Origin of the sequence: Lonsdalea britannica (assembly GCF_946477055.1) — a bacterium.
GTDB classification, from domain to species: Bacteria; Pseudomonadota; Gammaproteobacteria; order Enterobacterales; family Enterobacteriaceae; genus Lonsdalea; species Lonsdalea britannica_A.
The window spans coordinates 1-6,800 of record NZ_CAMKXG010000189.1; the positions used below are offsets into that span (position 1 = coordinate 1).

General features: G+C 52.2%; 9 protein-coding genes and 1 pseudogene. All 10 read right to left on the reverse strand.

From position 1 onward, the window contains the following. Positions 1 to 257, reverse strand: a pseudogene (locus tag Q7O77_RS12550) (hypothetical protein); the annotation flags it as partial. Further along, positions 250 to 642: a phage head closure protein gene (locus Q7O77_RS12555; RefSeq protein WP_304167786.1), complete on the reverse strand. Its 393-nt coding sequence runs from the start codon at positions 640 to 642 to the stop codon at positions 250 to 252. The pseudogene Q7O77_RS12550 and the gene Q7O77_RS12555, both read right to left, overlap by 8 nt. Then, positions 639 to 962 (reverse strand): head-tail connector protein, encoded by a 324-nt coding sequence (locus Q7O77_RS12560; RefSeq protein WP_304167789.1) that lies wholly within the window; start codon positions 960 to 962, stop codon positions 639 to 641. Before Q7O77_RS12560 ends, Q7O77_RS12555 begins: the two co-directional genes overlap by 4 nt. A gap of 33 nt (positions 963 to 995) precedes the next feature. Further along, a complete protein-coding gene (locus Q7O77_RS12565; protein WP_304167792.1) occupies positions 996 to 1,208 on the reverse strand; it encodes a hypothetical protein in 213 nt (70 codons plus the stop codon). A gap of 36 nt (positions 1,209 to 1,244) precedes the next feature. Then, positions 1,245 to 2,450, reverse strand: a complete 1,206-nt coding sequence (locus tag Q7O77_RS12570) for a phage major capsid protein (protein ID WP_304167795.1) — start codon at positions 2,448 to 2,450, stop codon at positions 1,245 to 1,247. A gap of 15 nt (positions 2,451 to 2,465) precedes the next feature. After that, positions 2,466 to 3,119, reverse strand: coding sequence for an HK97 family phage prohead protease (locus Q7O77_RS12575; RefSeq protein WP_304167798.1), 654 nt, complete (start codon positions 3,117 to 3,119; stop codon positions 2,466 to 2,468). Beyond that, entirely contained in the window at positions 3,103 to 4,332 is a 1,230-nt protein-coding gene (locus Q7O77_RS12580) for a phage portal protein (protein WP_304167809.1), read from the reverse strand. Before Q7O77_RS12580 ends, Q7O77_RS12575 begins: the two co-directional genes overlap by 17 nt. After that, positions 4,332 to 4,496: a hypothetical protein gene (locus Q7O77_RS12585; RefSeq protein ID WP_304167801.1), complete on the reverse strand. Its 165-nt coding sequence runs from the start codon at positions 4,494 to 4,496 to the stop codon at positions 4,332 to 4,334. The genes Q7O77_RS12580 and Q7O77_RS12585 overlap by 1 nt, the downstream gene beginning before the upstream one ends. A gap of 11 nt (positions 4,497 to 4,507) precedes the next feature. Further along, positions 4,508 to 6,241, reverse strand: coding sequence for a terminase large subunit (locus Q7O77_RS12590; RefSeq protein WP_304167804.1), 1,734 nt, complete (start codon positions 6,239 to 6,241; stop codon positions 4,508 to 4,510). Beyond that, a complete protein-coding gene (locus Q7O77_RS12595; protein WP_304167807.1) occupies positions 6,238 to 6,732 on the reverse strand; it encodes a phage terminase small subunit P27 family in 495 nt (164 codons plus the stop codon). Before Q7O77_RS12595 ends, Q7O77_RS12590 begins: the two co-directional genes overlap by 4 nt. Positions 6,733 to 6,800 lie beyond the last annotated feature (68 nt).

The window sequence follows — 6,800 nt, forward strand, 5'->3', positions numbered from 1 at the left end:
GTCGGCAGCGTCAGATGTGTATAAGAGACAGCCCTGGGAACGTAATAGCCAATGGACCGCGCTAACCGCCCTGTTTTGTAGCCTGGATTCTCCCCCGGCTTTGATGCCCCGCGCCGAACCACTAAGCGACGGGCATCACGCATGTGAACCTGGCCGATTTTGACAAACGCCCGCCGCATTTTGGCGCGGTTAAACACCATTTCATCCGGCTGATCGAAGTCAATATGCAGAGAGGCCGCGGCAGAGGGTTTAGCCATAGATCACCTCGACAGGTGTGTCACTGCCCAAGTCTTCACATTCCAACAGCAAAAAACGGCAGGCCGAATTCAAGTCCCGGATCCGCCGGATACGCAGGGCATTACCGCCGGGCATTACTGCTTCGAAGTCGGCTGTTATTCCAGGCCGATACCGGATGGTGAGATAGTGCGTTACCGCGTCGCCAGTTTGTACTGACTCCCGGTATGTGGTGGCGCCAACCTGGCGCACTTTGGCCCATACGGTTTTTTCACCGGTAAATTCCGCGGTCACACCGAAATCAGCATTGGGAAGATCCACCCGCTGGCGAAGCCGTACCCGCTGGTTCAGTTCGCCAGGGTCTGGATACGCGTAATCAGCGCTGGTTTTTGATGGTTGTGATTTCATAATGGGATGAACCGGTAGGGACTCGCGATCCACTCGTAGGACATTGGGACCGGAGTGTTTTCGAAATTAGATACCGATGACCGGTTTTCGTAAAAATGAGTCACCAGCATCAGCATCGCAAGCCGCAGATCGGCGGTCACCACCAGCGCAGATTCATCGTCAGGATCCACGTCGTCAGAACGGGCATACAACGAACGGTTTAAGAACGTCGATGTTCTGGCCTCAGCCGCCTGTCCTAGCGCCACCAGCAAGGTATCTTCATCGGTGATATCCGGGTCAATCCGCAACTGAGACTTAATTTCATCTGGTGTGAGAATCATCGATAGCACCTAATAAAAAACCGCCGTAGCGGTTTATTTCTTCGTTTTTTTACCTGCTGGCTCAGTTTCGCCTGCACCGTCATCGGCACCTACATCATCAGCACCGTCAGATTCATAGATACCGAGTTGCATAGCGATAGCAATCGCTCGTTCAGGAAGATCACCCGCTTGATATTCCCCTGCTGAAATGGTTTCGATGGTGCAACCATCCGGTGACCACTTAAGGTCTTTAGTCAACTTATTCATGTTAATCCCCATGAAAGGGGGCCTTAGCCCCATAAATCACGCTGCGCCGATTTGCAGCAACTTGATAGATTGAGAGTCGACCAGCATGCCGCCCGTACGTTTGGTGGTATAGAACCCGACAAAAGGCTTGTTGGTGTAAGGGTCGCGTAAGATGCGAGTTCCAATCCGATCAACGATGGTATAACCCCGTTTGAAGTTACCAAACGCGATTGCCTTTGCATCGGCAGCGATATCCGGCATCTGCTCATTCTCAGCAATACCGTACCCTCCCAGCGTCGATGGCTGATCCAGTTCAACGCCGGGGCGCCACAGGTAGTTCCCCTCGGCATCTTTCAAAATCCTGATTTGAAAAAGCGAATTGTTGTTCATCATGAACTTGGCGCCGGTACGATGAGATTTTCGCAGCGTATAGATCAGTTTGATGATCGCGTCCGCTGTCACGCCAGCAGTTGCACCCGACAGAATGTGCTGCAGCGTCCCAAACGCTCGGGTTGCGTCAGCAGCATCGCTTGACGGGTAAGCCAAAAACCCTTTCGGTTTTTTAGAACCGTCACCGGTCGTGAATGCGATTTCTTCTTTCTCTGAAAATTCGGAAGCCAGCTCGCTGTTGATCCAGCTTTCAACGTTAAAGAAAGCATCATCCAACATGGTCTGAGTTGCCTGTGGATTACCATAGATTTCCCCCATGTAGGGTTCGATCTGTGCCAATCGAGATCCTGCGGTTTCCGGGCGAGAATCTGTCTCCCCCGTCCAACCAGAAGCGGTACCACCGAGGTTAACCAGTTTTTTATAACTGGCACCGCCAACGGTGATCGTGTTGGCTTCTTGCCGCATAACCACTTCGTCTTTCAGCAAGGTCAGAATGGTACGGTCCAGTTCTTCTGGAACAGCATAGCCACCCTCTTCATCAACCCCGACTTGCAGAGCCTTTCTTTCCAGATCACGCAAACCATCATCTTTTCCTTTTCGCACAAAGTCGATGAATGCGGTTTTGTGTTCCCCGGCTTCTCTACTCTGCGTGCCGCCGCCAGGGCGCTTAACCTGTTTCAGTTCGTCCTCAAGAGCGCTTTTCAGAGCATCGAGTTCAGACAGCTTAACGTTGAGAGTTTCTACTTCACCCGCCAGCTTTCCCTTTTCCTGCGCGATCGCATCGATACGTTGGTCGTTTTTCTCTTTAAACGCATCAAACTTCTGCTGGAGCTCCTGCGCGACCTGTTCTACATCTTTCTGTTCTACTGCCATGTTGTCTTCTCCGGTTTAAAATTTTATGGATTTAAGTGCATTCAATCCGGCGACTACGTCAGCCTCACGCTGACTGATGCCACCATAACCCCCAGCCATGAATGCTTTGGCCTGGGTGCGGGAGAGCCCAACGTCGCGCAGGACTCGTTCAATACTTTTAGGTGATGGGGTTTCGCCGCGAGCAAATGCGGATTTCACATCGCTGACGCGGGCTTCATCGTTCGAAGGAAACGTCACCGGGCTGACCTCCCAAAGGTCAATAGTTTTCAAGATGAAGGCATCTTTATCCCGGTCGTACTCCCAATCTTTCAGCATGTAGCCAATAGAAAGGCCGGTTAAAGAACCGGCCTTCATGTGGGCATGTGCGCGTTTTGCCAATGGGTCGTCATCTATCAATAGCCGCCCTTTGACGTAAAGACCGACATCGTCCTCTTTCATTTCGGTATAGATGCCGATTGGCTCAGAGATCTGATGTTGCCAAAGCATTGCAGGCAGGGAATTTTTGTTTTTCCAGGCATTTAATGATGCTGTAAATGCCCCCGGCACAATGATGTCGTCGTGGCTGTCTTTTACGCCAAAAACAGAGCCATACCCTTCAAATTCACCCGTTTCACTGACAGCCTTCAGTTTCAACGGCACATCGATGCGTTGTTTAGTCAGCGTACTCATTGCTCTCACCCTGCTTTTGTTTGCTGCCGTCAGACGGCTTGGTTGTCATGTTCATCGGGGTTAAATAAACATCGCCACCTGGACGAGGATTGCGATCCTCAAGTTCCAGGCAGTCATTCGGCGAAAACATGCCCCAGTTAATCCCCGTGGCATACGATTCAAAGCGAGACTTCATATCCCCTCGAAGTAATGCCCCAGCGTTGAACTTGGCGTAATAGGCTCCCTGCTTGCTTTCCTTTACCAGCCCGATATTGATTCGCTGTTCTATCCTGGTCAGATATGGCACCAGGGAATAGTTGATGAAACCGATCCCCAGATTTTCAATATTGCTAAAAGTGGCGCGGTCGGTGTTTTGCACCAGATGCATCGGAACGCGGAAGAGTCGACAAATTTCCTCTAACTGAAATTTTCTGGTTTCAAGAAATTGACTATCCTCGGCGCTCAGTGCCATAGACTTCCAGTCCAGCCCCATCTCAAGGATCATGGGCTTGTGGGCATTCCCCAGCCCTTGATGGCGCTCTTCAAAATCAGTTTTAAGGCGATTAAACGCTGTATCACTCAGCGTCTGTTCAGTGCGAAGAACGCCCGATGTCACAGCCCCATTACTGAATAGCTTTGACCCGTGTTCTTCCGTCGCTAAACCGAGAGAAATCGCCTCTCTGGCGTAAGCTATTGGGCTCAGTCCAACCAAACCATCCAACGTGAGAATACGAACATGCCAGATATCATCTTGACCAAGAATGTCGGTAGATCCGTCAGGAAAAGTGACCCGATACACCGGCTGCCACTGGCTATTAAGCGAAGGGGTAACACAGCCGGGATCTAAAGGGAGCAACTCGACCACTTCCCCTAGTGCTTTCACTTTGTATGCATAGAAGTTACCGCGCAGACAAAGACAAACAGTGAGAAGCTCCCAAAATTCTTGTGGGGTCATATAGTCGTTAGGTTTCAGCGACAACAGCTTGTACAAGCGCTCACCTGTCGCTTTTTCCTTCCCCTTCCCTGTGGACTTGTACAAGCTGCAGGGCAACATTCCGATAGATTCAGACAGCACCCTGATGCAGCCAAAGACCGCTGTAAGCCGCATCGCTGTTTGACTACTGACTCGCTTGCCGGTGTAAGTGTCATATGTCAGCCCGATGTTTTGAGCCAGTTCTGCTGGAGTGGTGATAGGCGCGGATGATGACTTTCTAAACAGGCTGGAGAAAAACATCATTTACCTCCCCGGCCAACCGCGCGCGCAGCAAGCCACGACCAAAAAAGACATAAAGCGCCAGCAGATGCATAACCGAGTGGTACAAATACCAACCACCCGGCATATGACAGTAAAGCCGCGCCAGCAACGCCCACAAGAGGCGCCAATATTTTTAGAATCATGGATACCTCAATTAGAGTGTTCGTATACCGTGGGATTCGATTCGCTCAGAAAGCGTTTCTTCTTTCTCGTAGAGCATTGCCCGCCCCACAGCCATGATTAGCGCTACCGCGCCGTCGATTTTGTTCTCGGCCTGCTCCTTGATGGGCCGCACGATATCGTCGTTTCCAGGCAGCGTTTTTCCCACCACATTACTGATACACCACGTCATGATCGGGTTGCCGTCATGATGGAAACGGCCGGACGCTATGGCGGCCTCAATCTCTTTCATCGGGTCCGACATATTGGTGTAATTCTGAGTGATGGTGATCGGTGTCAGCCCTTCATCGGCTAATTCATGGGACAAGCCTGTTGCACCGAAGGGATCGATAGGTGACTCAGAAACCGGGTTCAGGCGGTTCGCCTGCTTCGCCTCCTCCATGATGTAGCGATAATCTACCTCTGCCCCGTCGGTGACGGTTAGATAGCCCATTTCTACCCACTTCTGGAAGCGCTCGGCGGTACGCCGATCCTCGTTCTGTTCGACGCTGTAGACCGTGTCGTACGGCACCCAGAAACGTGGCGCCACGCTGTAGTAATGCGTTTTCCCGTCAATCTTTCGAGTGAACAAGCGCGCCATGCTGTTCATATCCAGTTTGCGCGCCAGATCGAACGCCAGAATGCAGGGCTGTCCTTCGAACTGTTCCAGCGTCAGCGTTTTGTCTTCACAGCCTTGCCAGCTCACCTGGTTAAAATATGCAGCCCGAGCCGCCACCCAAACATTCAGATGTTTCGTTTTGAAAACGCCCGCCTGCCGCGCGTTATTTATCGCCCGCTGCTGCTGACTCAATAAAAAATCACGGTAAACGGATACCCCCATGTTGGGGTTAGCTTTGGCGAGGACGTCCGGCTGGGTCCAATCGTCGCCCTCGTCAATGGTGTAAATGACGCCGAATAGCTCATCATTCGGCACGGAGCCGTTGAGCATTTCGATCACTTCACGACGCTTGTCGTAACACGGCCCCTCGATGTTGTATCCAGCGGTCGTGATAGCCCACATCAGTGGCTGCTTTCTCGCCCCCATGCCGGTTAACATCGTGGTGTACAAGGCATCAGTGCCATGCTCGTGATATTCGTCGACAATCGCACAGTGCGGCGATGAACCATCCCCCGGATTACCGATCAGCGGCTCCAGTCTGGCGCCGTCTTCCGGCCGGTTCAGATTCGACGCATTAACCTCGATCCCAAACGCTTCAACCAACAGTGGGGTGCGTTTACACATCAGACGGGCCGGGCGAAATACCTCCCATGCCTGCTTCTCGGTCGTGGCGCCGGAATACACCTCGGCCCCAAATTCCGAATCACAGGTAAAGCAGAACAGCGCCACGCCAGCCGAAATAGCAGACTTGCCATTTTTGCGGGGGATCTCGGTGTAGACCTCTCGAAAACGACGAAGCTTTGTCCCCTTTCTCACCCAGCCAAATGCACAGCAGACGATGAATAGCTGCCACGGCTCCAACGTAATCGGCATCCGCTTAAACGCCCATTCCCCTTTGGTGTGGGGTAGCATTTGGATAAACCTCGCCGCCTTTTCGGCCAGATCTTTGTCGAAGCGGTAGCGAAATTTTTTGCTCTTCTCTACGGCCAGATCATCAATATGGCGTTGGCATGCCTGAATCACATATTGGCACGCAGGGATCTGCCCACGAACGACCGCCCGAGCATATTGATTTGCGGCATTGACGTTGGGGTATGCTTTTCTGCTCATGAGCTGATCATTTTCAAGAATGGGTTTTCGCTTTTCCCTTTGCCAGCCAGGCCGATAAGTCGAGATCTGGCGCTGGGGTCTAAACCCAGCATTGAGCCCGTTGAGCCCATTTCAGACTCTTGCTCTTTCTTGGCGGTCAGCTCAGGATTTTTTATTGGCCCGCCGGTGGCCCCGGTGACCGTGTTCCCCTGGCGGGCGATGTTGATTACCGCACGGCGCCAAAATTCGTATGCCACACACCACCGCTCAAGCACGGCCAGATCGGTAATGCACAGCAATCCCTGACCACATAGCTCTTTCGTCGTTAACTCCCACATTGTCATTGCCAGCGGGAGTTCGGCTTCGGCAAACCAATCAGGGGGTGAAACGCCTTTCAGTGGGGTAAAAACAGGCTCGTCTTTGTTCAACGCCCGCTTACCCGGATTTCCGGCCAGTTCTTTGCGTGCCGTTGGCTTTGGGCGACGCCCAGAACGGCCCGCAGTTCCAGCCATAAATCACTCCGATTTAAATTTCATTTTTCGCGGGTATAAAAATTTAACGGGGCGGGCAGTACGGAAGG